This window comes from Photobacterium profundum, from assembly GCF_003026285.1.
GTDB lineage: Bacteria > Pseudomonadota > Gammaproteobacteria > Enterobacterales > Vibrionaceae > Photobacterium > Photobacterium profundum.
In genome coordinates this window covers 16,952-41,996 of record NZ_PYOD01000021.1, presented here as the reverse complement: position 1 = coordinate 41,996, position 25,045 = coordinate 16,952, and the positions used below count along the sequence as shown (strand labels likewise).

The 25,045-nt window shown below is 41.6% G+C and carries 24 protein-coding genes; 12 read left to right on the top strand and 12 right to left on the bottom strand.

The window, feature by feature from the left end; genetic code table 11:
• Window positions 1-25 precede the first annotated feature (25 nt).
• From C9J48_RS24970 to C9J48_RS24960, 3 genes are all read right to left on the bottom strand, one after another.
• Window positions 26-481: a flavodoxin gene (locus tag C9J48_RS24970; RefSeq protein WP_006232660.1), complete on the bottom strand. Its 456-nt coding sequence runs from the start codon at window positions 479-481 to the stop codon at window positions 26-28.
• 147 nt (window positions 482-628) lie between these two features.
• Window positions 629-1,363, bottom strand: a complete 735-nt coding sequence (gene truC, locus C9J48_RS24965) for a tRNA pseudouridine(65) synthase TruC (protein ID WP_006232659.1) — start codon at window positions 1,361-1,363, stop codon at window positions 629-631.
• A gap of 2 nt (window positions 1,364-1,365) precedes the next feature.
• Window positions 1,366-1,686, bottom strand: a complete 321-nt coding sequence (locus C9J48_RS24960) for a YqcC family protein (RefSeq protein WP_006232658.1) — start codon at window positions 1,684-1,686, stop codon at window positions 1,366-1,368.
• Between the two features lie 181 nt (window positions 1,687-1,867).
• On the opposite strand from C9J48_RS24960, the gene C9J48_RS24955 reads away from it, so the two are divergent.
• The 4 genes from C9J48_RS24955 (at window position 1,868) to C9J48_RS24930 (ending at window position 6,095) form a co-directional block, all read left to right on the top strand.
• Entirely contained in the window at window positions 1,868-2,908 is a 1,041-nt protein-coding gene (locus C9J48_RS24955) for a DUF3549 family protein (RefSeq protein WP_036804077.1), read from the top strand.
• A 41-nt stretch (window positions 2,909-2,949) separates the two neighbouring features.
• Window positions 2,950-3,264 carry a DUF3301 domain-containing protein gene (locus C9J48_RS24950; protein WP_006232656.1) on the top strand — a complete coding sequence of 105 codons (315 nt, stop codon included), beginning with the start codon at window positions 2,950-2,952 and terminating at the stop codon, window positions 3,262-3,264.
• A gap of 2,278 nt (window positions 3,265-5,542) precedes the next feature.
• Window positions 5,543-5,773: a DUF2789 domain-containing protein gene (locus tag C9J48_RS24935; RefSeq protein ID WP_006232651.1), complete on the top strand. Its 231-nt coding sequence runs from the start codon at window positions 5,543-5,545 to the stop codon at window positions 5,771-5,773.
• A 46-nt stretch (window positions 5,774-5,819) separates the two neighbouring features.
• On the top strand, window positions 5,820-6,095 hold the full coding sequence (locus tag C9J48_RS24930; protein WP_006232650.1) for a hypothetical protein: 276 nt from the start codon (window positions 5,820-5,822) through the stop codon (window positions 6,093-6,095).
• Window positions 6,096-6,212: 117 nt separating this feature from the next.
• Here C9J48_RS24930 and C9J48_RS24925 read toward each other — a convergent pair whose 3' ends face one another.
• A complete protein-coding gene (locus C9J48_RS24925) occupies window positions 6,213-6,986 on the bottom strand; it encodes a Zn-ribbon-containing protein (protein WP_006232649.1) in 774 nt (257 codons plus the stop codon).
• 2 nt (window positions 6,987-6,988) lie between these two features.
• On the bottom strand, window positions 6,989-7,543 hold the full coding sequence (gene syd, locus C9J48_RS24920; RefSeq protein ID WP_006232648.1) for a SecY-interacting protein: 555 nt from the start codon (window positions 7,541-7,543) through the stop codon (window positions 6,989-6,991).
• Window positions 7,544-7,699: 156 nt separating this feature from the next.
• Between syd and queF the strand changes: the two genes are divergently transcribed.
• From queF to xni, 5 genes are all read left to right on the top strand, one after another.
• Window positions 7,700-8,545: an NADPH-dependent 7-cyano-7-deazaguanine reductase QueF gene (gene queF, locus C9J48_RS24915; protein ID WP_006232647.1), complete on the top strand. Its 846-nt coding sequence runs from the start codon at window positions 7,700-7,702 to the stop codon at window positions 8,543-8,545.
• A 117-nt stretch (window positions 8,546-8,662) separates the two neighbouring features.
• Window positions 8,663-10,942: a tetratricopeptide repeat protein gene (locus C9J48_RS24910; RefSeq protein ID WP_006232646.1), complete on the top strand. Its 2,280-nt coding sequence runs from the start codon at window positions 8,663-8,665 to the stop codon at window positions 10,940-10,942.
• Between the two features lie 136 nt (window positions 10,943-11,078).
• A complete protein-coding gene (locus C9J48_RS24905) occupies window positions 11,079-12,638 on the top strand; it encodes a GGDEF domain-containing protein (protein WP_006232645.1) in 1,560 nt (519 codons plus the stop codon).
• A gap of 296 nt (window positions 12,639-12,934) precedes the next feature.
• Window positions 12,935-14,308, top strand: coding sequence for a nucleotide 5'-monophosphate nucleosidase PpnN (ppnN, locus tag C9J48_RS24900; protein ID WP_006232644.1), 1,374 nt, complete (start codon window positions 12,935-12,937; stop codon window positions 14,306-14,308).
• 83 nt (window positions 14,309-14,391) lie between these two features.
• Window positions 14,392-15,168, top strand: a complete 777-nt coding sequence (xni, locus tag C9J48_RS24895) for a flap endonuclease Xni (RefSeq protein ID WP_006232643.1) — start codon at window positions 14,392-14,394, stop codon at window positions 15,166-15,168.
• 125 nt (window positions 15,169-15,293) lie between these two features.
• Here the strand turns inward: xni and rlmM are convergent, their stop codons facing one another.
• The 4 genes from rlmM to C9J48_RS24875 are packed head-to-tail and all read right to left on the bottom strand — an operon-like array spanning window position 15,294 to window position 18,361.
• Window positions 15,294-16,376, bottom strand: coding sequence for a 23S rRNA (cytidine(2498)-2'-O)-methyltransferase RlmM (gene rlmM, locus C9J48_RS24890; RefSeq protein ID WP_006232642.1), 1,083 nt, complete (start codon window positions 16,374-16,376; stop codon window positions 15,294-15,296).
• 9 nt (window positions 16,377-16,385) lie between these two features.
• Window positions 16,386-16,760 (bottom strand): DUF423 domain-containing protein, encoded by a 375-nt coding sequence (locus tag C9J48_RS24885; protein WP_006232641.1) that lies wholly within the window; start codon window positions 16,758-16,760, stop codon window positions 16,386-16,388.
• The gene (locus C9J48_RS24880; RefSeq protein WP_006232640.1) at window positions 16,750-17,460 is read right to left on the bottom strand and encodes an alpha/beta family hydrolase; all 711 of its coding nucleotides are present in this window, start codon (window positions 17,458-17,460) and stop codon (window positions 16,750-16,752) included. The genes C9J48_RS24885 and C9J48_RS24880 overlap by 11 nt, the downstream gene beginning before the upstream one ends.
• The gene (locus tag C9J48_RS24875; RefSeq protein ID WP_006232639.1) at window positions 17,453-18,361 is read right to left on the bottom strand and encodes a transcriptional regulator GcvA; all 909 of its coding nucleotides are present in this window, start codon (window positions 18,359-18,361) and stop codon (window positions 17,453-17,455) included. The genes C9J48_RS24880 and C9J48_RS24875 overlap by 8 nt, the downstream gene beginning before the upstream one ends.
• Before the next feature lie 439 nt (window positions 18,362-18,800).
• Between C9J48_RS24875 and csdA the strand changes: the two genes are divergently transcribed.
• Complete coding sequence (gene csdA / locus C9J48_RS24870) at window positions 18,801-20,021, top strand: cysteine desulfurase CsdA (RefSeq protein WP_006232638.1); 1,221 nt, start codon at window positions 18,801-18,803, stop codon at window positions 20,019-20,021.
• A gap of 14 nt (window positions 20,022-20,035) precedes the next feature.
• Entirely contained in the window at window positions 20,036-20,470 is a 435-nt protein-coding gene (gene csdE, locus C9J48_RS24865; protein WP_006232637.1) for a cysteine desulfurase sulfur acceptor subunit CsdE, read from the top strand.
• A 119-nt stretch (window positions 20,471-20,589) separates the two neighbouring features.
• Here the strand turns inward: csdE and tcdA are convergent, their stop codons facing one another.
• The 3 genes from tcdA to C9J48_RS24850 form a co-directional block, all read right to left on the bottom strand.
• Window positions 20,590-21,402, bottom strand: coding sequence for a tRNA cyclic N6-threonylcarbamoyladenosine(37) synthase TcdA (gene tcdA / locus C9J48_RS24860; protein ID WP_006232636.1), 813 nt, complete (start codon window positions 21,400-21,402; stop codon window positions 20,590-20,592).
• A gap of 132 nt (window positions 21,403-21,534) precedes the next feature.
• Complete coding sequence (mltA, locus tag C9J48_RS24855) at window positions 21,535-22,638, bottom strand: murein transglycosylase A (protein WP_006232635.1); 1,104 nt, start codon at window positions 22,636-22,638, stop codon at window positions 21,535-21,537.
• A gap of 300 nt (window positions 22,639-22,938) precedes the next feature.
• Window positions 22,939-23,313 carry a DUF2850 domain-containing protein gene (locus C9J48_RS24850; RefSeq protein ID WP_050764926.1) on the bottom strand — a complete coding sequence of 125 codons (375 nt, stop codon included), beginning with the start codon at window positions 23,311-23,313 and terminating at the stop codon, window positions 22,939-22,941.
• A 187-nt stretch (window positions 23,314-23,500) separates the two neighbouring features.
• On the opposite strand from C9J48_RS24850, the gene argA reads away from it, so the two are divergent.
• On the top strand, window positions 23,501-24,826 hold the full coding sequence (argA, locus tag C9J48_RS24845; RefSeq protein ID WP_006232633.1) for an amino-acid N-acetyltransferase: 1,326 nt from the start codon (window positions 23,501-23,503) through the stop codon (window positions 24,824-24,826).
• Window positions 24,827-25,045: the final 219 nt, after the last annotated feature.

Sequence of the window (25,045 nt, the reverse complement as noted above, 5' to 3'; positions counted from 1 at the left end):
CTTCTTGAAGAGCAGAAATCATCATCTAAACAATTTGCTTCAAAAAACGACTTAACCAAGGAAGCGCCGCTTCTAATGCATCAAAGTTAACGCATGCATCAATATCTAATCGTTCTGCAACAGGCTTAGCCTGCAGTTGTTGCAGCATCTCATCAAACTGACGCCCCGCCCCACAATAACGGTCTTCACCATAACTTGAATCCCCCATTGAAATCACGCCATAACTTAACTTAGGCATCAATGGAAATTGATCATTCAGCGCAACATATAGTGGCAAAAGGTTATCAGGCACTTCACCCTGCCCCGTTGTCGAGGTAATAACAACAATGGTGTCATTTTGATATGCTAAAAAATCATCAAGTTGAGGATCTAAATACAGCTGAGCCGTATGCCCATTACTGCTTAACTGGGTAATTACATCTTGGGCAACATCTTCAGCGCCACCAAATACAGAACCAACAAATACACCAATTTTAGCCATAGCGTCCTAGCCTTTATTTTCAGAGAGTCCAAAAATGAATTTGGCTTTTTATATCCGAAGATGCAAATAAGATAACTCGACAACGAGAGCTACCTCATTAAAAAAGTGCTGTAATGATTTAGCCACTAAGATTGACCGTTCTAGTCACTATTTTAAGTTTAGTAGTTCAGTAGACCAATTAAATTTAGACATCACCCGTAACCATGTTTCATCAATTGATGCACGAATATCTAGCGCTTGCTTTGTTATTGGATGAACAAATTGCAAGCGAGAGGCATGCAACATCAAACGGTGGCAATCATAATTTTCACGGAACATACGATTGTGGCGACCATCACCATGATTTACGTCACCAATAATGTGATGGTTTAAATGATGCATATGGCGACGCAACTGGTGTTTACGGCCCGTTTCAGGTTTCATTTCAACTAAGCAATAACGGCTAGTTGCATAACGACCTACTGGAATATTGGTTTCTATGGTAGCAAGTGGACTATAGGCTGTTACTGCATCTTGGGCTTCTTGTTCTGCTGCGTTTTTATCCGCTATTTTATCAAGTTCTTTTTTCAACGGGTAATCAAGTACTGCAGCGTCTTTGATCCAACCACGAACAACAGCGTGATATGTTTTATGAATATCTCGTCCAGAAAATACAGGCATCATTTGCGATGCAATTTCACTCGATAAACCAAATAATAACACCCCAGATGTAGGGCGATCTAACCGATGAAGTGGAAATACATGCTGACCAATTTGGTCACGTAATGTTTGCATTACAAATACCGTTTCATGGCGATCAAGCCAAGAGCGGTGAACCAACATGCCAGAGGGCTTATTAACCGCAACTAAGTATTCATCTTGAAAAAGAATGTCTAATTCCACAATTATTGAGCCTTAAATAAGTTATCTAACTCACGTATTACGCCAAGAATAATATTTATCCCACTATCGTGCTTCATTGCTTCTTCAACATATGGGGAAAGTTCAAAATGTTGAGGTAACGGTTGTTTCAGCGCGATAAGCTGGGTCATTCTCGGAATAAGAATCCATTGCAACCACTGACTACAAGATAGCGTATCCACAGCAAAAGGTTCCGTACTCGCAAGTGCCACATCACTTGGTGGTACATTTTCCCATAAGTCGGCATCGCGTAAGGCTGTCTCAAGTTTTTCCAGTAACAACATGCTATGACGATATTTATCCATGCAACAGATCCTCATGAAATTGGCGCGCTAGAATACCATTTCATCCCCCGACACCCAACAACGGATACACCTTACAATCAAGATTCTGGTACTTAATGACATGAATTACGCAATTGAATAGTCAGTTAATTACTGTCTTTGATATACTCACGAATCAGATTTAGGAGCAATAACTATGTCCATGGATAAATTTCATACCCTTACCCAATTACTTGATAATGCCGGTTGTCAGTACAAGATTTTCGACCTTGGTCGCCGTGTTTGCGAAATTGATATCGAGCAATTCAAAGCTGTAGAAGAAAATCGTCAGCCTTATCCATGGCCATTGCAGCAGCATGCGCACCTTTCTATCTCTTTTTGGCAGAACAATAATGCACCTTGGGTTTGGTTCTTACGTTTACCATTAGACGAGCGTGGATTATTGAAGCAAGCCGCTGTAGGCGATTTTATCAAGTATGTTATCGAAGCCATGGGCGCAACGCTCAATGCTGAGCCAACAGAAGAGGAACAAGAAAAATTAGCCGCTAACCCATACACATTTAAGCCTAATGACGACAAAATGGCGATTTTTCATGCCCAATTACGTCAAGCTCTCTCATTATCGACCAGTCAGTATTATGAGCATGCTCAGCTATTTCTAAGTGGTGATCTCGGCTGGGATCAATGGCAGGGTGTCGGTCTGCAAGGTTTGGCTGATATCTGTGCAAGAATAAAGCAAGAAAATAACAGCACGTTACTAAGAAAAGCAGTGAACAACCTACCAATGCCCCCTCTTTATGCATTACTGGGTTGTTTAGAGCATTGTGATATTCCAGAAACACTAAGCAAGCGTTTAGAAGAAAGATTACACACCGAAATGGCATCTTCAGAGCCAGATCTCTTCTTACTAGCCGCTATTATCCGTTCGCTTGCAGGTAGCAACGCTGTCACGCTTACAGAGCAGCTTAATGCCTTATTACAACGCGCAGAGCTTTGTCATCTAGAAGTCTTAGTCGCGATTGCAGGACGTTGTTGGTATGGTTTAGCGAACACGGACACCGCAAGCCTATTCTTATTACGTCTTGCTGAAACAAAAGATCAAACGCTATTTAATCAGCTATTTACCGATCTTGTCATGTTGCCTTTACTTCGTGGAATTATGCTTCAAGTTCTTCACAGTAAAGCAAACCCTGCATTAGTTGAAGCGATAACCCAGCTCCAACAACATGCTCATAGTAAATAGTCTGTGCTATTTAAAGGATATTAAGGATAGTTTTATTTGTTATGGATAACTTAATCGCAATCTTGCTGGTCGCATTCGGCGCATATTTGTTTTGGCAACAACGACGTCAAACTGAATTCGCCGAAAAATTTATCATCCAACGCTGTAAAAACCTTGGCTTACAATTACTCAGTACAGCAAGAGGTTCCCATAAACTAAAAGACAATAAGGGCAATTGGGGGTGGCGAACGGTATACCTGTTTGAATTCTCAGCCGATGGTCATGACTATTATGAAGGTTTTGTCGAAATGAAAGGGTTTAGACCCATGACGTTTTATGTGCCTGCTCACCATATCCCAGATATTGACGTTGATTAGCCATCACAAAAGCTAACTCTTAGATAGCAGACATAAAAGAGCGGGCGCGACTTGCGTCGCGCCCTTAGGTCTTACTTGCAGCAATCCGGCTACTATGGTGCTCCCTGCATCATTCCATTGACTGCTGTAATCCGTCAGCATTGTCCTTTTATCTTCGTCCTGAAGAGATCCTTTGGCTTTCCTTAACCCGTCGATACATCCTATATCAACTCTCATCTCCTTCCTGGAGGTGTCCTTTACTTCAACCCTGAAGTGTTCCTTTATGCCTCTATCCTAGAGGTGTCCCTAACTTCGTCCTGAAGTGGTCCTTTTGTCGTCCTGACCAATAAACATCCTGCTTACTGTTACCGAATCCTTCGGTGGTCCTTTTACTATCCATGTTCGATATATCATCCTGATACACCGGTCTCATCCTGAGACTACCAAATCCTTGGCTTTTTCCTGTTCCGTTCCGTCAGTTCCTTCCGACACCAATAAGATTACGCCGAATCCTTAAAAAAAGAACCACCTAGAAAAAAATACTGTATGACGAAATAAACACTTCGAACAAAAAAAGATAAAATCACAACAAAAACAACACTTTAACTAACTTCGTACGTTTTGACCTACCTAAAATCACATGATTTCCCACAGCTTTGTAAGAGATCTCGCACAAGCTAGGTAGATATAAGAGATTAACCATCAACAACACGAACAATTCGGAAATTGCAGAAACGAGAAAAGGCGTGACTTTCGTCACGCCTTTAGATCTCACTTGCAGCAATCCTGCTACTACCATGCTCCCTGCATCATTCCATGATGTGCTTCTTCCTAAAGCATAATTCCCCACTCTATCCTAGAGTGTCCTACGGTATTCCCTGACCCGTTGAATAATCCAGCTTCAACTCTCTCTTCAACCCTGAAGGTGTCCCTGACTTCGTACTGAAGAAAATCCTTTGAGCCTCAGTCCTAGAGGTGTCCCTAACTTCGTCCTGAAGTAGTCCTTTATCATCCTGACCAGCAAACATCCTGCTTACTGTTGCTAAATCCTTTGCTTATCCTTTCACTATCCATGTTCGATATATCATCCTGATACACCGATCTCTTCCTGAGACAACCAAATCCTTGGCTTTTTCCTTTTCCGTTCCGTCAGTTCCTTCCGACAAGAGAGATATTACTTGATATGCATACTTTAGAAGTGGACAAGATAAAAAATGATAAAAATAAAAAATATAACAACTTCATCACAAGCATTTAATTGATTGAATTTTAAAGATTTAACCTCACATCATGCGTAATAGTCGCAAGATGAAATATAGTTTTCCCACGAGCCTGTAAGAGATCTCTCACACCTGAAATAAACAATATCCAGTAATCGATTTCATTTGAGGTAAATAGATAGAAATTACAACAATAATTCAACATTTCATTCAGGAAATACCCTGCGAATACTTGTCGTTTAAGATACAAAGAGGAGAAATAAAAGATGATGTAGACAAGAATAAATTTATAGCAGACATAAAAGAGCGGGCGCGACTTGCGTCGCGCCCTTAGGTCTTACTTGCAGCAATCCGGCTACTATGGTGCTCCCTGCATCATTCCATTGACTGCTGTAATCCGTCAGCATTGTCCTTTTATCTTCGTCCTGAAGAGATCCTTTGGCTATCCTTAACCCGTCGATACATCCTATATCAACTCTCATCTCCTTCCTGGAGGTGTCCTTTACTTCAATCCTGAAGTGTTCCTTTATGCCTCTATCCTAGAGGTGTTCCTGACTTCGTCCTGAAGTGGTCCTTTTGTCGTCCTGACCAGTAAACATCCTGCTTACTGTTACCGAATCCTTCGGTGATCCTTTTACTATCCATGTTCGATATATCATCCTGATACACCGGTCTCATCCTGAGACTACCAAATCCTTGGCTTTTTCCTGTTCCGTTCCGTCAGTTCCTTCCGACACCAATAAGATTACGCTTTTAGATTTTTTGAGCAAGGTAGGCAAAGTGGACTTCAATCACAGTTCTTATCACAACATTCATCAAAAAACATAATAAACATAAAAAACAGCACCTTACACCAAAGGCCAATCTTAATTCTGATAATATTAACTTAAAAGACGCACGTACTTGTAAGAGATCTCTTACAAACCAAGTAGAGATATCCCGCCAGACTCTCACTACACTTTATTTCGTTAACGCAAATCACCATCAAAAATTGGTATTAACAGCCAAACTTATCCTACATTCATAACAGGTGCGCGAGTTTCATTTGTAATAAAAACCGACTTAAAAGGGACATAAATATGGAAACATTCAATCATAACTTATCAAATCTTTTCAGCCAGTTAGGACTAAATAATTCTCAATCATTCATTGAATCATTCCTTTGTGAACATCACCTTGAACAAAATGAGATGTTAACTGAAGCCAGCTTCTGGCTGCCCGCTCAGAAACGATTTTTAAAAGAATCCCAAGAACAGGATGCTGATTGGAGTGAAGTTATTGATCAATTAGATACTTTGCTACGAAAATAGCGTGTATCTTCAATATCAAATACAATTTCAGGAAGTATGAAGTAGCATGTCGACGATTACTCTCGCGCTAGAGCAGGCGATTACCTCTCTTATTGCTGAAGGTAAAGAACCTTCCGTTGCATTAATTAAAGCACGATTAACTGAACCGCTACCAATGCCTCTTATCATAAAGGCACTACAGGCGTGGAAAAAAAATGCAAAAGTACCAAAAATTGAGAGAACAGAACCTAACCTCTCCAATGAAGAACGTATCATGCAACTTGAACAACAAGTCGCGGATCTAACAGCTCGTCTTACCCAATTAGAAAATGTAAATCATTAGATCGAGATGATGCCGGCATTATCTTGATCGGCATAATATTTAATATTGAAAGCTGCTGATAGTTCAAAGGCACCATACGGTGCCCTTTTATCAATAGAGGATCATACAGTAAGCAGATTACTGAAAGTCGTAAGATAAGTTCGAAACGATCCGACATTCATCGCACTTGTAGTGAAACAAGTTATGCAGTGGTTCATCCAGACGCCAATCACCATTACATTTAGGGCACTTACGCTCAAGTTCTGCCGCTAAACTGTCACCACCAACACGATATTGATAATAATACGTAGGTATCTTCGTTAAAAATTCAATACGTCCACGCAGATCCCATCCACGACGAAATAAATCACTATCAACATCACGAATTTCATGCAGGGTCGCATGTTCGGCTTTACACCCACCCGCCATTTGAATTTCATCGCAAGCTTGCCATTCTGTTTGCCACTTCAAGATAGCTTTATGATCGCCATTAGATGTAGGACCAATACGGTAAAGCGGAATCGGCATTAACGTTTCGCCACACCGTAATGGCGAACAGGTATGAACAAAGGTGGTATAAATAACTTGCCAAGACGGCGTTAAATTTTCAGCGGCAGCTTCTGAATTAATATCACGCCCAAGCAGTTTAATCTTAGGCGCTAATAAGCACGCATTGTTCAAACGCTTGATATGCGCATTGACATTTTCACTGTTAAATTGCGAGTGCAAGCCATCTTGCTCTGGACATACCGCTCTAACGCGGAAAATACCGTCATCCATTACAATGGGAAATTCTCGACCAAGTACCTGACCGTTATAACGTAATGCATCCATCAAGCCGTTGATTGCAGCATCAACAGCGGATATTGTGGTGTTATCAAAACACTCAAATTGCAGCTCTACAACGTACATCTTTAAGCCTCTCGTACTACGGGCACTAACTGCTGTAAAAAGCTAGCCACATCTTTTGCTAACACATCGCGTTCATTTTTACCCAAGGTTTCAAGTATGACCTCCCCGGTTAGATTACAAATGGCGATCACTTTATCGGCACTATCAATAACACCAATGAACACTGTTGGCTTTAATTTTAGACGTCGTTGCGTCACAAGATGCCCAAGAATATTTTCTTGTAAACGTACGCTATCTTGCTCACTGAACACTTGCAACAGGTCTAATTCAATTTCACCAAATTTTGCCGTCATATCACCACTAAACTGGGTGCTATAAAAATCAACAATATCTCTATGTAGCTCAATCTCAATACCCTTCTCAACCCCAGCTAAATCCCCCTGAGGTTGACGAGTAATGGGTTTCCATGTCACTTCATCACCAGAATCATGTTCAACACACGGTGACTCAAGTCCAACTAAATCTTCGCTACGTGGAAAATCGTGACCTGCATCACGCCAAGCTTGTAAGAAAAGAGAAGAAAAGTCAGATAAAGCGACAGCAACAGGATGATTCATTCGCAACCTCATTAAAGATTAAGTAAACTTTGCACTATAGTATTTTTAATATAAATCAGTGACGCTTCAACTTATCCCCTACTAACGTGAATACAGCGTTATGAGGCTATAAGCAGAATCGCACACATATTCTAATCCAAGAGTGTCAAATACAGTATGAGCAAATATAAAGATGCTAAAGAATTAGCGGGTTTAACACTGGGGCAAAAAACCGATTATATCGATCAGTACGATGCCTCTTTACTGCAACCAGTACCTCGAAGTCTAAACCGCAGTGACTTAAACCTTGGCGAAAGCTTACCATTTACTGGCTATGATATCTGGACACTCTATGAGCTATCATGGCTAAACAGCAAAGGGTTACCTCAAGTTGCAATTGGTGAAGTGCGTTTACCCGCTTCTAGCCCTAACCTAATTGAGTCAAAATCGTTTAAGTTGTATCTCAACAGCTTTAATCAAACCCGTTTTGATAGCTGGCAGCAAATTGCCGATACATTACAGAAAGACCTGACAGCTTGTGCAGGACAAGAAGTAGATGTCACGATTCAGCCATTAGAAGATTTCACTGACCAAACGGTGATCAACTTTGCTGGCAATTGTATTGATGATCAAGATATTGAAATCGACAATTACGATTTTGATGCACAATACCTTAAAGATGCTGCAGAAGGTGAGATTGTGACGGAAGACCTTCACAGCCATTTGCTGAAATCTAACTGCTTAATCACCAATCAGCCAGATTGGGGCAGCGTGAAAATTTCGTACAAAGGTAAGCAAATCAACCGCGAGAAATTACTACGTTACTTAGTGTCTTTCCGTAACCACAATGAATTCCATGAACAATGCGTAGAACGTATATTTACTGATATCATGAAGTTCTGCAAACCAGAATTATTAACGGTTTATGCACGCTATACACGTCGTGGCGGGTTAGATATTAACCCATACCGCACGAACCAAGGCAAAACACCGAGTGATAACTTCCGCCTAGCGCGCCAGTAATCTTAATAATTCCAACACATTGAATAATAAGTCCAGTAAAAAGGTTTACTTTGCTGGACTTGATTCACCAAGCCAGTAATATTAGACCACTGTGTTTATTGTGGTTTAAGAGATGATATGAGTTTTCGCCGCTGGTTAATAAGTGTAATAGTGATTCTGATTGCTTCCTTTAGCGCGAGTGCAAAAATCTACACTACTCCTATATTGGCTGATGCAAACGAGCTATTACAAACTAGCCCAGAAAAATCATTAGAAATCTCCGATCGTTACATTAAGCAACGCCGCCTCACAGAAAAAAAAGGCGCTTCTCGTGTTCATGCTAACGATGAAACCGATCACACCGTTCGTACTCCATTAAATACAATTAATGCCCTACAAATAAAAGCCCAAGCTTATTCACTATTGAGTGACTCAGAACAGGCATTAAGCACAATAAAATTAGCGGAAAAGCTGGCCGTTGAAAATGGGCTAACATATACCATTTTAGAAACACGTTTATTACATGCTAAATTTTATTGGGAAAACCTCAAAAATAGTGCAACCGCATTAAAAATGTTAGACAACATTGATGCCGAAATAGAACAGACACAATCACTCAAGCGCACCAAACAAGTAACGTTTTTACAATATTGGTCATTGATGCAGCGAGCTGTCATTGAGTCAAAATTAAACAATGATAATCAAGCCGAAAAATTATTTATAAAAGCAAAACAACTGCTCATCAGCATTGATGATTCATCAGAAAAAATCATATATCAACTCACTTTAGGACGGCACTATCTGCGTCATAGTCATTATGATTTAGCTTTAGATCGTCTTCTAAGTGGTTACTGGTTAGCCGTTGAAAATGAAGATAACGCCCAAATAGCCTCTGCAAATTACATGCTAGCGAATTTATTTGAACAACGAAAAGTATTTGATAAGGCATTAGAGCATGCCACTCAAGCGGGTGAATTTTACGAACGCTATCAACGTAACCAACCTTTAGCTAAAACATTGACACTCATAGCCTCTATTTATGAGCAGCAAAATCGCTATAACTTGGCATTAGTCCATTATTTTAATGCGCTCGACCAAGAAAGTGAATTGAAACACAATGTACGCTCAGCTCAGCTCCGCCTTAATATTGCAAGAGTTTACCTGCAACTTTACAACTACCCAAAATCTGAACAGTATTTACAACAGGCACGCCTTCTTGCACAGCAAACTGGTAATGATGTCATTTCGGCTGAAGCACAGATCTTAGAAGGTAAACTTGAACTAGCTGAGGGCCGTATAGATAAATCAATTACGACACTGCAAGCGGGGCTCATCGCTTCCAGTCGTATCGGCAAAATAAACCTGCAATTAATGGGTGAATCGATTCTATCTCAAGCATTTGAAAAGCAGAATGATTACTACAATGCCCTATTAAGTCAGCGCCGCTACGAACAACTCTTTGCTAGCCAACAAGAAAAACAAAGAAAAAGTAACGTTGAGGTATTTAAACAACAGCAACGAATGCTTGAACGATCTCTTCGCCTAGAAGAAATGGAACGCCAACAGTTTGAAAATGAAAAATCGATCTATAAACAACAAAAAATCAGTCTGTTTCTAATCAGTGTTATCGTTCTTCTCATCACTTTTTTAGTGCGTCGCCATACTGTTGCCAAACAACTGCAAAGCCGTCTTTCTCACTTACGTAGCGAACTCTATACTCACCCACGTAGCGGTTTACGTAACTTACGGATGCTTAATGCTCGCCTACCCAACTCTTTACAACAAAGTAGTGCCAACTTCGAGCAATGGCATTTAGGCGAGATCATCAATGAACCATTAAGTGATCGGCTACGTTTTGGTTTGTTTGAAGCAACCTTCCTTAAACATATTTATTTACAGCAAGGTTATCAGCAAGGCTTAGAAATCGAACGACAATTCGGTGAATACTTAAAAGAACAAGTCTGTAAACCTGCACGGCTTTATCACTTTTCCGATGCGATGTTTTTATACATTGAGCCAAACTCTCGCCTTAATGGTGAACCTAAGCAACTGGCTGACTCGATTCAACAATTAGTGAGTAATTTCTTAAAAGAGCATAAATTAGATGCTGCTGTATGTATTGGCATGGCGGAATACCCTTTTCTACCACGTGCATACACTGCCATTAACGATCAAGAACTGATTGATATTCTATTGATGGCGACCAATGCTGCTCGCCTAAATAGCAAACAAGAGCCAGGCAGCCAATGGGTACACTTAAGCGCTATTGATGCAGCACCTGCGGCCAGTTTCGCATGCGATAATATTCGAAAAGCTTGTATTCAGGGGATTGATAACGGTTTAGTGAAAGTTCAAAGCTCTTCATCAATAGAGTTCAATTGGAATCCTGATCACGATTTTGATAAAAATGTTAATTAATCGATTCCAGTAATCAAGTTATGTGCCGATATTCTTAAATGACTAGACTTTTTTTGCTAGTATGGATGGAATGTGTTTTTAGTAAACCTATGATAAAAAAGGTTAATCATATGAGCTTAGGTAAGCAATATACAGCGTGAGTGATATTAGCGCTGTTGTTTCTGAAGTGAGTAAATTGAAACAACGTTTAGATCAAGCTCAACTTTCTTACCGCGATGCTTCACTGAAGTCTCGGCGAGAGATTGTAATATTAAAACGTCTAATTACTCGCCTATCTGTTGCATGCCGAGGGTTAGATGAAGAGCTAGATACTAAACTTACAGAGCTACGCAGTGAACTTGAGCAACCCAAAGATATCAGCAAACTTATTCCTCGCCTTGCGATCATAGAAAGACTGGTAACTCGACGAGCTGGCATCACCGAAAAAGAAAACCTACTAATAGAAAATCAGATCCATCAAAGCGGCGAAACACTCAAACGTGTTCGCGGTTTACCTGCACAGCTTAAACGTGACCTGCGTAATTTACTGAATAACACATCGACATCACTCACTCACAGCCATCAACGTATTATTACGTTAGTTGAACTCTATGAAAGATCGCTAAAATTGCTTTCTGTATCCACTGAAAATGTGGTGCTTAAAGATACGTTAGATCATGACATACAGCATCAATTAACCAATGAGCTGCAACACCTTATTTCTGAACTCGACTTTGACGGTGAATCAGGCGATAAGCTCCTGACAATACGTAATCGCCTTTTGATTGGCGTTCCTCCGCAAGCTTTACTGGAACTGGCACTCGAGGTCATTCGTTTAGTGCTAGATTCTACACATCAAGAACGTCGGTCTTCACAAAAGTTTCTTGATGGGGTCAATGGTGATTTAGCCACACTACAAAAAACAACGAATCAGTATGTAGGCCAATCATCGGCACTGTATGAACACCGTGGTGGGCTAAATAATGAATTATCGACTATCGTTACCACAGTCAAAAAAGGGCTAAGCGAGCACAAAAATCTCGAAACATGGCGTCCACAAATCACCGAGTTAACCAAGGAACTACAGGTTCTGACAGATCGTAATCGCGCACTCGAAAAACGCGAAAAAGCCCTTATTGAACAGCTAAGTTACAACGAAAATAAAATTACGACACTCTTTGAGCAAACTCAAGACTACCGTCAGCGCTTAAATGATCAAGAACGTAAGATGTTCCTCGATCATTTAACGAAGGTATATAACTGTGCTGCATTGAATGATCGCCTTGAGCATGAATATCGCCGCTGGTTACGTTATCAACACCCACTGTGTGTCGCATTAATTGATATCGATAATTTTAAAGACATTAATGATAGTTATGGACATGTCGCAGGTGATAAGGCATTAAAAATCATAGCCAGAACCATTCACCAATGCCTTGGAGAAACCGATTTTATTGCTCGTTATAAAAGTGATGAGTTCATGATTATCATGCCTGATATTAATGAAGATAATCGCACTAAAAGTTTAAATAAAATCCGAGAAACCGTCGCGCAATTACCGTTTAGATTTAAAGAACAAAATGTCAGTATAACGATTTCTATTGGCGCCACATTATTCGAAGGTAACGATACCCCAACCGAAATTACCGAACGCACCAGTAAAGCCCTCGATAATGCCAAGAATAGTGGCCGTAACCGTTTCATCTGGATTTATTAATACCCTTCAACTTTCTCTATCATTATTACTATCAATTCATTATAGACGGCTGCCTCAACTTCTTTATTCATATCTGGTCAAACGATATGTCACTGTGTATGGTGAAATAACAGGCTGATTTTAAAGAGTCTGCTACTGTTAAATATACGGATAAATAATTAATCTAATCAATACGAATAACTCCTCAAGTTTTTCAATTACGGGCATGTCCGCCAACGTATTTATGTTTGGATACAATCAATAAATACCACAATACTTGCGAACTATACCGTTTCATCGTAACCAGGGAGGCCACTATGATTACACATATCAGTCCAGTCGGCGCTATGGAGCTACTTTCACAATTGGAAGTGGACCGCCTTAAAGCGACCGCATCAAGCGACTTATACCGCTTATATCGTAACTGTTCTTTAGCGGTTTTAAATTCAGGTAGCCACACTGATAATTCCAAAGAATTATTAGAAAAAAATAAAAGTTTCGATGTGCACGTAATGCGCCGTGAGCGAGGCATAAAATTAGAACTGATCAATCCACCAGAACATGCCTTTGTTGATGGTCGCATCATCCGTGGTATTCAAGAGCATATGTTTTCAGTACTGCGTGATATTGTCTACGTGAACATGCATGTACAGCAACGTAACGACCTTAACTTAACCAGCGCGACCCATATTACTAACTTTGTGTTCAGTATCCTGCGTAATGCTCAAACTCTCCGCTCAGGGGAAGACCCAAACATCGTGGTATGTTGGGGAGGGCACTCAATTAACCCTATAGAGTATCAATATACGCGTGAAGTAGGCCATGAGCTGGGCTTACGGGAGTTAAATATATGTACTGGATGTGGCCCCGGAGCCATGGAAGGGCCAATGAAAGGCGCAGCTATCGGTCATGCCAAACAACGTTACAACCAAAGCCGCTTCCTTGGTCTCACCGAACCATCCATTATTGCAGCTGAGCCACCTAACCCCATTGTGAATGAATTAGTTATTTTCCCTGATATCGAAAAACGCCTAGAAGGGTTTATTCGCGTGGGTCACGGTATTATCATTTTCCCGGGTGGAGCGGGTACTGCTGAAGAGTTACTGTACATTTTAGGTATTTTAATGCACCCGGATAATGCGGCACAGCCTTTACCGTTAGTCTTAACTGGGCCTAAAGAAAGTGAACCGTACTTCCGTACTCTTGATTCCTTTATAAAGGATACCCTTGGCGAACCAGCGACTCAGTACTATCAAATTATTATTGATGACCCCGAAAAAGTTGCCCAAGTAATGAAATCGGCAATGCCTTTAATTAAAGAGCACCGGTTAGCGACAGGTGATTCTTACAGCTTCAATTGGTCATTGAAAATCCCACCAGAATTTCAACTACCTTTCGAGCCGACACATGAATCAATGGCCAGCTTAGATTTGCACCTGAATCAACGACCAGAGAACCTTGCTGCTAACTTGCGTCGAGCATTCTCTGGCATTGTCGCGGGTAACGTAAAAGAAGAAGGCATACAAGAAATTGAACGCTACGGGCGTTTTAAAATAAATGGCGATCTAGCGTTGATGAAGCGTATGGATAAACTCCTGAAAAATTTCGTCGAACAGCAGCGTATGAAATTGCCAGGCACTCAATATGAGCCCTGCTACGAAATCATGACGGCACAAGAAAGCGTCAAATAATCATAGTAAGGGTGACACCCTCACATAGCTATGCGTACAATAAGGGCTGAACGGCCCTTTTTCACTCCAATAGAACTGTTGCTATGACTATCCATCTTGTTGTTATTGATGCCTTAAATCTTATTCGTCGTGTTCATGCAGCTCAACCTGGTGAACCAGACGTACAAAATACCGCTCGTGTTTGTTGTCAGGCATTAAGCAAGATCATTAAGTTCAGCGAACCGTCTCATATTGTGGCTGTTTTTGATCATCATGGTGATGACCGAGGATGGCGAGCAGAGTTATTACCGCACTATAAAGAAGGTCGTAAACCTATGCCGCCAGAACTTCAGGCGGGTATGGAAATAATTCAAGATGCATTTATGGACCTCGGCATCGACTCTTTATTGTCCGATGGTGATGAAGCCGACGATTTAGTCGCAACGCTGGCGCTTAAAGTCGCCTCCCGTCATCAACAGGTCACTATTATCTCAACAGATAAGGGCTATTGTCAGCTACTTAGCCCAACACTAAGAGTCCGTGATTATTTCCAACAGCGTTGGTTAGACAGCCCCTTCGTTGAAAAAGAATACGGCGTGAAACCTGAACAATTGCCAGATTACTGGGGGTTGGCTGGGATAAGTTCGAGTAAAATACCGGGCATACCGGGTATTGGACCTAAAGCGGCGCTAGAACTTTTATCGTTATATCCAGATCTTGATTCCATTTTACAGGCTGAAGATTTACCCACTAAATGGCAAAAGAAAATAACCGATCACCGAGAATCGGCAGAAGCAAGTAAGAAAGTCGCGTCATTAAAAACTGACTTAACACTCGGCTTTAACTTACAAGACATTCGCTATTTAGCTCCTAGCTCCTAGCTCCTAGCAAAGAATACGGGTAAGCATCGTTATTAACATACAAAAAAACGCCATCAATTCGATGGCGTTTTTTATGTGTTCACGGCTACATTTTACGGCGCATTATCGAGGATAACACCTTGTTATTAGTGCGGGGAACGATTATCTAAGCAGCGTACATGTACCGTTATTTCTTCACGGTCATGGTAAAGATGTTTAGCCTGCAGCTCAAACTTCATTCCATTTTTAATGAAGTATTGCTTTAGATTTTCAATATCTTGAAGTACTTCATCATAACGGCCTTTCATTGGCAGTTTAAGGTTGAAGATAGCTTCTTTTGCCCATGCTTTAACCAGCCACTCACCCATTAAGTGAGCAACACGCGCTGGCTTTTCGATCATGTCACATACGATCCATGTTACGTTTTTACGCGCAGGTTCAAATTTAAAACCATCGACGGCGTGATATTTAACTTGGCCTGTATCCATTAGGCTTTGCGCCATTTGGCCATTATCAATCGCATGCACAAACATAGAACGTTTTACTAACTGATACGTCCAACCGCCTGGGCAAGCCCCAAGATCAACGCCCCACATACCTGGAGCTAAACGTTCATCCCATTCATCACGAGGAATAAATACATGGAAAGCTTCTTCCAGTTTAAGGGTTGAACGGCTAGGCGCATCTGATGGGAATTTCAAACGAGGGATGCCCATGAAGAATTGCGAATTATTATTTGTGTAAGAGTAACCCACAAAACAACAACCCGGTGCGATAAAGCAGACGTGAAGCACTGGCTTCCACGTACTATCTTGTGCGTACAACACCTCTTTTTTACGCATTGCTTGGCGAAGAGGCACGGTAAACTTACGACAGAATTTTAATAACTCTTTCGCTTCATTTGTGTCTGGTGTTTCAATACGTAGCTCACCACAACGTGGGAAACCTTTTACAGCTTCCAGAATCGGTGAAATACGATCTTCTTGCGGTAGGTCTGTTAGCAGTTTCGTTGCTGCAAACATTTGACGAGCAAAAATTAATGAAGAAAAAGGCTGTAATTTAATGAATTTATCGGCATCACCCTGCTGATGAAATTCAAATACCACATAGCCGGTATTGTTTTTCGTCCGAGGAAAACCAAATAACTCCAGTTTGTTCGCTTTGTCTTGAACTTCACCGGCACATTCTTTTTCAAAGCCTGGACGACAATACAATATAACGTGATTCACTTTGAATCCTCAAGCTGAGCGCCAGGCAGCCATTGCAAGCGCTGCCCAACCAATAATAAAACAAATGCCCCCCAGCGGAGTGATGGGGCCAAACCATTTTATCCCTGTTAATGCCAGCGCATATAAGCTGCCACTAAAGAGTAAAATTCCTGCTGCAAAAAACAGGGCTGCGTATAATACCGCTTTTGTCGGCATAATGCGTGCCCATAATCCACATCCGAGCAAAGCAAGTGTATGCCAAGCTTGATATTGCACGCCGGTATTAAACACATCGAGTAAATATGGCGGCAATTGCGATTTCAATCCGTGCGCGGCAAATGCCCCAAGAGCGACCATCACCACACCACTTAAGGCTGCGAAAAATAAGATGTTTCTAGACTGCACCCACGCTCTCCTTAATAAAATCAACCAAGTATTCCACCGTCTTTTCTCGGTTTTCTTGTTCGGTATGGCCTGATTTTTTTCTCGGTTTTAAACTATGATCACCATCAGGTAAAAATGTCACAGAAACCGAATCAGCATACTGCCACCCTTCAACTTCTGGCCGTGTACCAAACGTATCACGCTCACCTTGCAGAATTAATGTTGGTAAAGTGGCAACTTTTAAGTGCTCACCTCGAAAGTTTTCTGGTTTCCCTGGCGGGTGAAAAGGAAAACCTAAACACGCAACACCCTGTACTTTCGCCGTACAATTTTCGACACCTGGCGATTCATTAGCAACATCACTCACGATCAAGCTCGCCATACGTCCGCCCATCGATTTACCACCAATCACTAATTTACCATCGGCGAATTGATCAATATGGTGCTGCAGATCGAGTAACAGCTTAGGTTGACGATCAGGAGGGCGTTTTTTGCCATCTTCCTGACGTTTAACCATGTAAGGAAAGTTAAAGCGAATTACCCGAATGCTATGCGCGGCAATACCTTGAGCTATTTCCGTCATAAACTCATGATCCATGCCGGCTCCTGCGCCATGAGTAAACAGAAACGTCGCTATTGCCTCTTCATCACATTTAGGCCCATCCACAAGGTAGGTAGGCAATGCAGGCTTCTCGCTAGCTTCTACGTTAGAATTAGGCATCCGTAATATCTTCCTGCTCTCTTGCTGCTTTTGCCAATACCCAATCACGGAAGGCTTGAATACGGCCAGTTTCAGCTTGTCGTTCCTGACAAACCAAATAAAACGCATTTTTACTCATTAATATTTCATCAAATGGACACACTAAGCGACCAGCATCTAATTCAGGCTGAGCAAGCACGTTGTTGCCCAGTGCAATTCCCTGACCATGCACAGCCGCCTGTAATACCATGGTGGAATGACTAAAGATCGGGCCTTGATTAACATTGATGTCACTTAGCTCATAGTGACGAACATAGTTTTTCCATTCTTTTCGCGACGTATCATGTAGTAAAGTATGTAATTTTAAATCACTTAAGCTGCGTAACGGTTTAATACCGGTAAGTAACATCGGTGAACAAACTGGCAAAAGGTACTCTTGATACAGCTTGTCGGCACGTAGACCGGTCCAATTACCACGGCCATAATAAATCGCAACATCGACATCATCTGTTAACGATCCTTCATCTAAATCAACCGCCTTAATTCGCACATCAATCTCAGGATGTTGCTCATTAAAATCAGCTAAACGAGGCACCAGCCATTGAATAGCAAAACTAGGAGGTAAACTAATGGTTAATGCTCCTTTCGCTCCCCTTTCAAGCACTTTATCAGTTGCTTCAGATATCGCTGAAAAAACATCTTTTATATCGAGAAAGTAGCTTTGTCCCTCTTCGGTCAACAGTAATGAACGGTTGCGACGACGGAATAATTTAAGCCCAAGAAATTCCTCAAGCGCTTTAATTTGGTGGCTTACAGCAGCTTGTGTGACAAATAGTTCTTCCGCTGCGCGCGTAAAACTTAAGTGCCGTGCTGCGGCTTCAAAAACCTTCAATGAGTTAAGCGGTGGTAATCGTCTAGACATAGTTTTCCGATGTTAGCTGATACATTAGTTTTTTTAATGGTGAGTATTATAAATTGTCCATTGTTCAAGAGCTACATAAACCCTATGATTCGTGTCGCAACGTAGGCTTAAGCGTCTGATATTCTGCCCTCTGGCATTATCGGTTAAGTCAATGTTGCGATGTTGTGTTTGCATATTGTCCGAGTTGTGTCGGACAGGTAGTGAATCTACCATTTACTTCTTTTTTGTTTGACCTGTCTGTCAAAGTTTGATTCTTAGCACTGCGCCCCAACGCAGTGCTTTTTTTTTATCTGTACTTTTCTTATCGGCAAAACACACGCTCTATAAGTATAATTACTCAAAGAATAGAGAAATTATTTAAGGAATAGGGATATCTACTTGCCCTTGCCGTAAATAATTAGCATGATCGCTCCCTTAAATTTACGCAATGTGACTCACCATGACTGCTCAATTCGATATCAATCAAGTTTATCAACAGTTTCCAGCCTTACAACAAAACTGTAATGGCCAACCGCTTGTCTATCTCGATAGTGCAGCAACGGCACAAAAACCACTCGTGGTGATTGAAACGATCCAACAGTATTACAGTGGTCACAATGCCAACGTTCACCGTGGCAGTCATAGCCTAACAGCATCCGCTACTGCAAAATTTGAACAAGCTCGCCAAACCGTTCAACAATTTATTCATGCTCAACATAGTTGTGAAATCATTTGGACCCGTGGCGCGACAGAAGCGTTAAATCTTATCGCTCAAACATATGCTCGCCAAACGTTACAACCTGGCGATGAAATTCTAGTCAGTGAACTAGAACACCACGCGAATATCGTGCCTTGGCAAATCGTCGCTGAGCAAACGGGCGCACACGTGGTTAAAATACCCATGCTTCCCAATTGCACGCTAGACATGGATGCCTTCCACCAGCTATTAACCGATAAAACCAAAATTGTCGCAATTGCCCATATCACCAATGTGACAGGCACTCGTAACCCTATCGAAGCAATAACGACTGCTGCCCATCATTACAATGCGGTTGTTGTTGTTGATGGTGCTCAAGGTATTGTTCATGAAACGGTAGATGTTCAAACACTGGATGCCGACTTTTATGTTTTTTCTGGGCATAAACTCTATGCACCTGCGGGTATAGGTGTACTTTATGGCAAGAAAGCACTGCTCGAGGTGATGCCTCCTTGGCACGGTGGTGGCAAGATGGTTGAGAAAGTATCATTTTCTGGTACTACATTTTCAGCATTGCCGGGGAAATTCGAAGCTGGCACCCCTAATGTCGCAGGTAGCCTTGCATTAGCAACAGCCATTGAATGGTTAGAAAGCTTAGATCGTCATGGTGCCGAACAACACATTGCACAGCTTCGTCAAAAGGCCATTGAAGGTATTAGTGAAATTGATGATTTACGTATCATCGGCCTACAAGAGCATGCGAGCCTATTTTCATTTGTTGTTGATGGCGTGCACCACCAAGATATTGCTACCCTACTCGACCAACAAGGCATAGCATTACGAGCTGGACATCATTGTGCTCACCCGATGCTTGATGCATTAGGGTTAACAGGAACGTTGCGCGTATCCTTGGCCCTATACAACACAGAACAAGACGTTGAGCGCTTTATTGCTGCGCTCCATAAAGCCTGTAGTTTGCTGTAAAAAGAGAGAAAATCATGACTGACGCGACACTGCCTCAACATCCATTCGGAACAGAAATTACCACGAACGATATCGTTGAGCAGATGCAAGCTGCGAATGGCTGGGAAGATAGATACCGCACAGTAATTCAATTAGGCAAAAAACTGCCCGTATTACCTGAAATATTTAAGCACGAAGAGTTGAAAGTAAGTGGCTGTGAAAGCCAAGTATGGTTGGCACATGAGGCACAAGATGGTCAGTTTCATTTTATGGCAGATTCAGATGCGCGCATTGTACGCGGTCTAATTACATTAGTGCTTGCTGCTTACGAAGGTAAAAATGCGGAAGAAATTCGAGAATTTGATATTGATACCTATTTTGAACAACTTGGTTTAATTGCCCACCTTAGCCCATCACGTGGCAATGGTTTAAAAGCCATTGTGGAGCAAATTAAAACGCTTGCTGACTAGCATCATCTTTTTGAATAAACGATCGTTTGTTTGAATACTAAAAAGGAGAGCTTCAGCTCTCCTTTTTATCGCAAAAACACTGCACATAAATCAGCGGCTATCGACTCGCCGAGATAACGTTATTTCTGTAAATGCTTTTCAACTATTTTTTGAATAATACGAGAAACAGCAACAAAGCCGAATGTTGCCGTTACCATAGTTGCGGCACCAAAACCACTCGCACAATCCATTCGTTTAGGGCCGTCAGCCGATGCTTTGACATTGCATACTGAACCATCAGCTTGCGGGTACTTTAATTGCTCAGTAGAAAACACGCAATCAATGCCAAATTTACGCTTCGGGTTTTTACTGAAGTTATGAAAGCGGCGTAACGTATCACGTAATTTCTTTGCCAGCGGATCTTGGATTGTCTTGGTTAAATCTGTAATTTGAATTTGAGTCGGATCAGTCTGACCACCTGCACCACCAGTAGTGATCACTTTAAGCTTATTGCTCTTACAATATGCCAGCAACGCCGCTTTAGGTTTCATGCTATCAATCGCATCAAGAATGTAGTCATAACGCGCATCAATATACTCAGCGATATTCTCGGGAGTAATAAAATCATCGATCAAATTGACCTTACACTCAGGGTTGATCAATTTAATACGTTCAGCCATGACTTCAATCTTGCTCTGACCAATGGTACCTGTCATCGCATGGATCTGACGATTAATGTTGGTAACACAGATGTCATCCATATCAATTAAGGTTAATTCACCCACACCTGAACGAGCGAGCGCTTCTGCAGCCCAAGAACCTACACCACCAATGCCAATCACACACACATGCGCAGCACGTAATATTTCAACTTCGCTGTTGCCATATAGACGGCGTGTGCCACCAAAACGTTGATTATAATTCTCTGAGGCTGGGGTTTCTAATTCGCGCATAAATTATTCACTGATAGCTAAGGATCGTTCAGATAAAGAATGAGCGCGTTTTATACGCGCTCTGGTAGAGATTGTCCAGTATCCCACAAATTGTAGGTGAAGGTGATATCGCTTACTGCACTCGACTCAGGCTTACTTTTCAGCGACTGGCATTAACCATGGATCTTCAGTGGCACTGCCTTGAAGCCCAAGCTTCCACACCCGGCCAAAATGTTTGTAGTGACCAGCATCCGTTCCTGCCTGTTTTCCCATGCCGTGATATAAATCAAGGTGATTCTTCTTCACAGCACCGCCTGTATCAAGCGCCATCAGCAACTTCAAGACATGCTGACCGTTCCAATTCCCCGCCTCATCCAATTGAGGGACTTCGGCTAAAATAACACTGCCCATTGGTAAGTATTCGCGATCTGCTGCCACTGATGCATGCGCCAGCAATGGAATACCCGCCGTTCCCATCACATCTAAAGATTCTTTAGGCTGAAAGAAAACATACGATGGGTTTTGCTCTAACAACTCACGAACTGTCGCTTCGTCATTCGCATTCACCCATTCTTCAATCGCTTTCAGTGACATTTTTTCACGAGGTACTTCGCCGCGATCAATCAACACACGTCCAATACTGACATAACGATGACCATTTTTACCTTTGTATGCGAAGTACTGTAATTCACCATCATCGTCGAAATGCACAAAACCGCTGCCTTGCACTTCCATCATAAAGACATCAAGCATCGATGCACTGTAACCGAGCTCTAATCCTTGGCCGTCTAATGCACCTTGGTAAATCTCTTCACGGCTAGGGCAACGCTCTTCACACGTTGGCATACCATAAACAGGATAACGGTAGGTCTCATCAGGTTGATGGCGCAGTTCAATCACGGGTGAGTAATAACCCGTAAACATCACATTGCCTTTACTATCCCCGCCCCCCATTTGAGCCACTTGGATACCATAATTTCCAAGCTGGCGAGGGTCGCCGTTTTGTTCAGCCCAATTTTCAATCTGACGATAAAGCGATTCATATTTTTTTGCCATTGACGGTGAACGCTCAATAACCCTTTTCATCTGTTCTGAAAAAGTACTGTAATCTTGAGGTTGTTCAGACTCTACCGTGGGTACTTCATTCAAGACTTGTTCAAAGTCACCATCTAAATATTGTTGTCCACGATTTGTAGGCAACTGCGAGCACCCAGCTAAACCAATGATAATCATTGCAATTGTTATTTGACGAAACACGGTAAAGACCTATATTGATAAAATTATGAACATAATTATTATACCGCGTCAGCACGGTACATTACGAATGAGAGCAAACACTTACTTCATTAATATGCGAATAATTATTTTAACGGTAAACCGTTTCAATGTGTCATGGTTTTGTTTTTAACGCGATAGAATATCAATGGATTCACAATCTAGTAAGTGATGGCAATTCCTCATCACAAATTAACTTGGTTATTGAAATCTTACCCTCATCACTCAGGTAAATGAAAAACACACTGTGATGACAGAATCACGCAAGGTGTCACTTGCGAATCACCCCTTTCGGGTGCGGGCAAATATTGAAATATAATGAGCGGGTTGTTGACGTACTAAACGGTCAGATAAATAGTTATACAGGTACACATCATCTCCCAGGCGATAACTTAATGTATTACCATCCCATTGGTAGTTAGTGCTAATTTGTCGCCCATTAACAAAAACACCTGATGCACGTAATTCAAAGCTATCAGCAGCATAGTGTGCAACTTCTTGCTCCGTCCAAGTACCATAAATATTGGCGAGGGGTTTAGGGGCAAACCAATCAACCTTGACCATTCCAGTTGCCATCATGATCGCTGAAATTAGCGTAATAACGATAATTGAAACAAGAAATGTACTTTGGAATTTTTTGAGATTTGTACTCTTCATTACCAGCCATACACAGCGAAAGACTTGACGTAATATACCGAATTCATATGGCAATATTGCGCTAAAACCTTTTGCTTATTGAAGAATGGGATCTTGAATCAAAAAAAATATTACAATACTGACTGTACAATTCCGCCAATTCATTTACTTTGAGTGAATAAGTATTTCCTTACATGGATGTAACATATTGAAACTTCGTAGTACTGCCCTAGTAAAAGGCTTTAGGCAATCAGCCCCCTACGTGAATGCACATTCAGGTAAAACGGTTGTCATTATGTTAGGCGGCGAAGCCATTGCTGATCCTAACTTTGCAAATATTGTTAACGATATCGCGCTGTTAAACAGCCTTGGGTTACAGATTGTTGTGGTATATGGCGCTCGCCCGCAAATATCACACTTATTAGCCTCACAGGGCTACACAACGCCTTACCATAAAGGTATTCGGGTTACCGACGCACGCGCGCTAGAATTAGTAAAACAAGCTGCGGGACAATTACAGCTCGATATTACGGCACGATTTTCGATGGGGCTCAACAACACACCAATGGCAGGGGCGCAGATAAATGTCATCAGTGGCAATTTCATCATCGCCCAGCCACTGGGTATCGATGACGGTATCGATTATTACCATACAGGCCGTATTCGCCGTATTGATATTGATGGTATTCAACGCCAGCTCTCCCAAAACTCGATTGTTTTGCTGGGGCCAGTTGCAAGTTCAGTGACGGGGGAGTGTTTTAACCTTACCTCAGAAGAAGTCGCAACTCAGCTAGCCATAAGATTAAAGGCCGATAAGCTAATTGGTTTTTGCTCTGAACAAGGTGTTATTGACCTTGATGGTGAAGTGGCATCAGAAATGCTGCCCAACGAAGCAGAAACGGCTCTACAACGTTTAATCGAAGCACAAGAAGATGATTGTGGTACCGCTCGTTTCTTACGAGGAGCCGTTAGTGCATGCCGTGCTGGCGTACCACGAAGCCATCTGATTAGTTATAAAGAAGACGGGGCATTAATCCAAGAGCTCTTCTCGCTTGATGGTATCGGTACCCAAATCGTAATGGCAAGTGCTGAAAAAATACGTGGTGCAGGTATTGATGACATTGGTGGTATTCTCGACCTTATCTACCCTCTCGAACAAGAAGGTATTTTAGTACGCCGCTCTCGTGAACAACTAGAACAAGAAATCGAACAGTTCACCATTATTGAACGCGATGGGCTGATTATTGCTTGCGCTGCACTGTATCCATTTCCTGATGAAAAAATTGCCGAGATGGCATGTGTTGCTGTTCACCCCGATTTTAGAGACGGGGATCGTGGTGTCATACTGCTTAATCGCCTTCGCCAGCAAGCTAAAGAACAGCGCTTAAAACATATTTTTGTCTTAACCACTCGCAGCGTACATTGGTTCCTAGAACAAGGCTTTATCGAATCCGATGTCGATCAATTACCGATGGCTAAAAAAGCACTATATAACTTCCAACGTCGATCCAAGATTTTAGTATTGGCTGTCTAATACCATTCTTGGTAAGTAGTTGATCATAATGTTGCGCAGGAAAAATCGTTTATAACTAGGCGTGAATTGCAGATAACTAGTGGCTCTAATTACAAAATTCATAACGATGTTATAAGTTATTTTAACCAGCAAGAATGATCAAATACTTATGTAGGATAGTATAACCTATAATAGATAAACGCCTGCAATAGCAGGCGTTTATTGTCATTTACATCCACT

Excerpts from the sequence above, each read along its gene's own strand:
- C9J48_RS24970 (WP_006232660.1), bottom strand. The coding sequence starts at position 481 with ATGGCTAAAATTGGTGTATTTGTTGGTTCTGTATTTGGTGGCGCTGAA.
- C9J48_RS24960 (WP_006232658.1), bottom strand. The coding sequence starts at position 1,686 with ATGGATAAATATCGTCATAGCATGTTGTTACTGGAAAAACTTGAGACA.
- C9J48_RS24955 (WP_036804077.1), top strand. The coding sequence starts at position 1,868 with ATGGATAAATTTCATACCCTTACCCAATTACTTGATAATGCCGGTTGT.
- C9J48_RS24950 (WP_006232656.1), top strand. The coding sequence starts at position 2,950 with ATGGATAACTTAATCGCAATCTTGCTGGTCGCATTCGGCGCATATTTG.
- C9J48_RS24935 (WP_006232651.1), top strand. The coding sequence starts at position 5,543 with ATGGAAACATTCAATCATAACTTATCAAATCTTTTCAGCCAGTTAGGA.
- C9J48_RS24930 (WP_006232650.1), top strand. The coding sequence starts at position 5,820 with ATGTCGACGATTACTCTCGCGCTAGAGCAGGCGATTACCTCTCTTATT.
- C9J48_RS24925 (WP_006232649.1), bottom strand. The coding sequence starts at position 6,986 with ATGTACGTTGTAGAGCTGCAATTTGAGTGTTTTGATAACACCACAATA.
- syd (WP_006232648.1), bottom strand. The coding sequence starts at position 7,543 with ATGAATCATCCTGTTGCTGTCGCTTTATCTGACTTTTCTTCTCTTTTC.
- queF (WP_006232647.1), top strand. The coding sequence starts at position 7,700 with ATGAGCAAATATAAAGATGCTAAAGAATTAGCGGGTTTAACACTGGGG.
- C9J48_RS24910 (WP_006232646.1), top strand. The coding sequence starts at position 8,663 with ATGAGTTTTCGCCGCTGGTTAATAAGTGTAATAGTGATTCTGATTGCT.
- ppnN (WP_006232644.1), top strand. The coding sequence starts at position 12,935 with ATGATTACACATATCAGTCCAGTCGGCGCTATGGAGCTACTTTCACAA.
- xni (WP_006232643.1), top strand. The coding sequence starts at position 14,392 with ATGACTATCCATCTTGTTGTTATTGATGCCTTAAATCTTATTCGTCGT.
- C9J48_RS24880 (WP_006232640.1), bottom strand. The coding sequence starts at position 17,460 with ATGCCTAATTCTAACGTAGAAGCTAGCGAGAAGCCTGCATTGCCTACC.
- C9J48_RS24875 (WP_006232639.1), bottom strand. The coding sequence starts at position 18,361 with ATGTCTAGACGATTACCACCGCTTAACTCATTGAAGGTTTTTGAAGCC.
- csdA (WP_006232638.1), top strand. The coding sequence starts at position 18,801 with ATGACTGCTCAATTCGATATCAATCAAGTTTATCAACAGTTTCCAGCC.
- csdE (WP_006232637.1), top strand. The coding sequence starts at position 20,036 with ATGACTGACGCGACACTGCCTCAACATCCATTCGGAACAGAAATTACC.
- tcdA (WP_006232636.1), bottom strand. The coding sequence starts at position 21,402 with ATGCGCGAATTAGAAACCCCAGCCTCAGAGAATTATAATCAACGTTTT.
- C9J48_RS24850 (WP_050764926.1), bottom strand. The coding sequence starts at position 23,313 with ATGAAGAGTACAAATCTCAAAAAATTCCAAAGTACATTTCTTGTTTCA.